The sequence below is a fragment of the Vibrio sp. Vb0304 genome (genome assembly GCF_033338995.1).
In the GTDB taxonomy this organism is placed as follows: domain Bacteria; phylum Pseudomonadota; class Gammaproteobacteria; order Enterobacterales; family Vibrionaceae; genus Vibrio; species Vibrio alginolyticus.
Window position 1 is genome coordinate 1 of record NZ_JAWOTT010000064.1, and the last position, 2,139, is coordinate 2,139.

The following is a 2,139-nucleotide window of genomic DNA, read 5'->3' on the forward strand; positions in this document are numbered from 1 at the left end:
TGGATCGTCTTCGACAATGATAAGGGATGGCTTGATTTCTTGTTCGTTCATGTAAGTGATGTGTGCTGTATTTGATATCACTGAAAGTTAAACAAATTTGCGAGTTATTTCAAATAAAGCTTGTAAAGAATAAGGTTATCCGATGAGTTAATAATATAAAAAAAGCAAACGTTTTGATATAGAACAAATCGTTTGCTTAGTATATGGGAAATTAAGTTGTCACCAGATTATGGTTGCTGCTTGGTCGGCGCGAGCGCAATTTCTCGGATACAGACATTTTGTGGTTGTTGGTAAGCGAACATTACTGCACGCGCGACATCGTCTGCGGCGAGTACACCACCCATATCCACTTTCCAAGCATCGTATCCATCTTTAATGTCTTGGGAGGTGGTGTGAGAAAGGAGTTCCGTCTCTACTGCGCCCGGTGCAATAGTCGTAACACGCACATTTGATGCGGCCACTTCTTCGCGCACATTTTCTGAAATTGCATGAACTGCGAACTTAGTCCCACAATATGCAGCGTGGTCAGGGAACGTCTTTTTACCTGCAATAGAGCTGATGTTAATTATTGTGGCACTATTGCGCGCTTTCATTGATGCAAGTACGGAGTGCATACCATTGAGCAAACCAAGCACGTTAACGTCGAACATACGCTTCCATTCAGCGGCGTCCTGCGTGTCGATCTGACCAAGCAACATTACACCCGCATTGTTGACTAGCACGTCAGCTGGACCAAATTGAGCTTCTGCTTTTTCAATCGCTGTTATCAAACTCGCTTGGTCAGTGACATCGACTTTTTCACATAAGGTGTTTGGTAAATTGAGTGCTTCTAAACGTTCTACGCGACGAGCCACAAGAAGGAGAGGGTGGCCTTCTTCACTAAAACGACGTGCGATAGCTTCACCAATACCTGAACTTGCACCAGTAATAACAACCAGTTTTTTCATTTGTTACTTCCTCAGTTTTCGTTGAAAGCAGCGGTCTGCTGCGATGAACTCATACTAAGGAAATAACTTTTGTTGATATATATCACTTTAGGTAAAACACTGTTGTTCATTAGCAACAATAATTGCTGCTTGAGTTTGTCTTATTGGTAGGAAAAAGGCGCAACTCGTGCGCCTTAAGTGAGAAGAATGCGCTGTTACTACGGTGAAATCCGCACTAATCAACCCATCAAAGTTACCACTTATTCAACGGTGCAAACAACGCTGTTGTCGCTACCAAAGCCATTTGGAACGTAAGCATCTGCTTGAGGATCGTTCTCCCATTCAACTTCATCGAGGAGATAACGAAATTGGATGTGTTGCTCTTTGGGTAGACGTGTTTTGAACTTAAATTGGCCGCTTTTTTTCACCAGTTTCATTGGCTCTGGTTGCCAGTCATTAAAATCTCCAGCGATTTTAATGGATTCCCATTGGTTTTTATCGAGTTCAAAAGTGACTTCAACTTCATCTTTAGTTTTGAAAAATCTCTTTTTAAGCATGAATCTTTCCTTGTTAGTACAAAAACTGCTCTAACTATTACTCGTGTTTCATAAGTATTTCAAGCGTTATCGGATTCATGCTGGTATAGCTCGTTAAATAACCGTGTACTCTTCGTGCTTCAAACTTGTATGAATATGATCTTTCTGTATGATGAAAATCAGTGTGTTGTGAAGAAATTGATATGTTGAAGTTGAATCGTACATTGATGACTACTCTGGTTTGTTTGGTGGCTATGCTGCTAACCAGTGTTTCATCGAGCGTTCAAGCATCGACAGCATCAATAGAAGCACAAAGCTTTCCCATGCAGCAAACTGCACTTCAAGAAAAACTCGGCGTAAATACAGATTGTGTTGAGCCGCACCACAAAGAACACATGATGGAAAAAGGGCAAAAGTCGCACACCAGTTGCAGCTCTTCTTGCATTGTGAAAATTCCCACGACTTTGTCGCAAAATGGCTTGATGCTACTGCCTTACAGCTTGGCGCTTATTGATAAGCCTCCTACTGAAAAAGCCGTGGTTGTGATTTATAAGCCTTACCGACCTCCGATTGTTTGATTTCTTCTTTATTTATCTCCAGCACTAGCTGGCTCTTAGCTATATTTAAAACGGCACTGTTGTGCCCGAAGGAAAACAAACAATGAAGAAATTACTTGC

3 protein-coding genes are annotated in these 2,139 nt (G+C 41.6%); 1 reads left to right on the forward strand and 2 read right to left on the reverse strand.

Annotated features, from left to right (window positions below):
* Nucleotides 1-227: 227 nt before the first annotated feature.
* Nucleotides 228-947, reverse strand: coding sequence for an SDR family oxidoreductase (locus tag R7P35_RS23725; protein ID WP_318092770.1), 720 nt, complete (start codon nt 945-947; stop codon nt 228-230).
* Between the two features lie 239 nt (nt 948-1,186).
* Nucleotides 1,187-1,483 carry an isoamylase early set domain-containing protein gene (locus tag R7P35_RS23730; protein WP_005477072.1) on the reverse strand — a complete coding sequence of 99 codons (297 nt, stop codon included), beginning with the start codon at nt 1,481-1,483 and terminating at the stop codon, nt 1,187-1,189.
* A gap of 182 nt (nt 1,484-1,665) precedes the next feature.
* Here R7P35_RS23730 and R7P35_RS23735 point away from each other — a divergent pair, with 182 nt between their 5' ends.
* Nucleotides 1,666-2,040, forward strand: a complete 375-nt coding sequence (locus tag R7P35_RS23735; protein WP_005463404.1) for a hypothetical protein — start codon at nt 1,666-1,668, stop codon at nt 2,038-2,040.
* Nucleotides 2,041-2,139 lie beyond the last annotated feature (99 nt).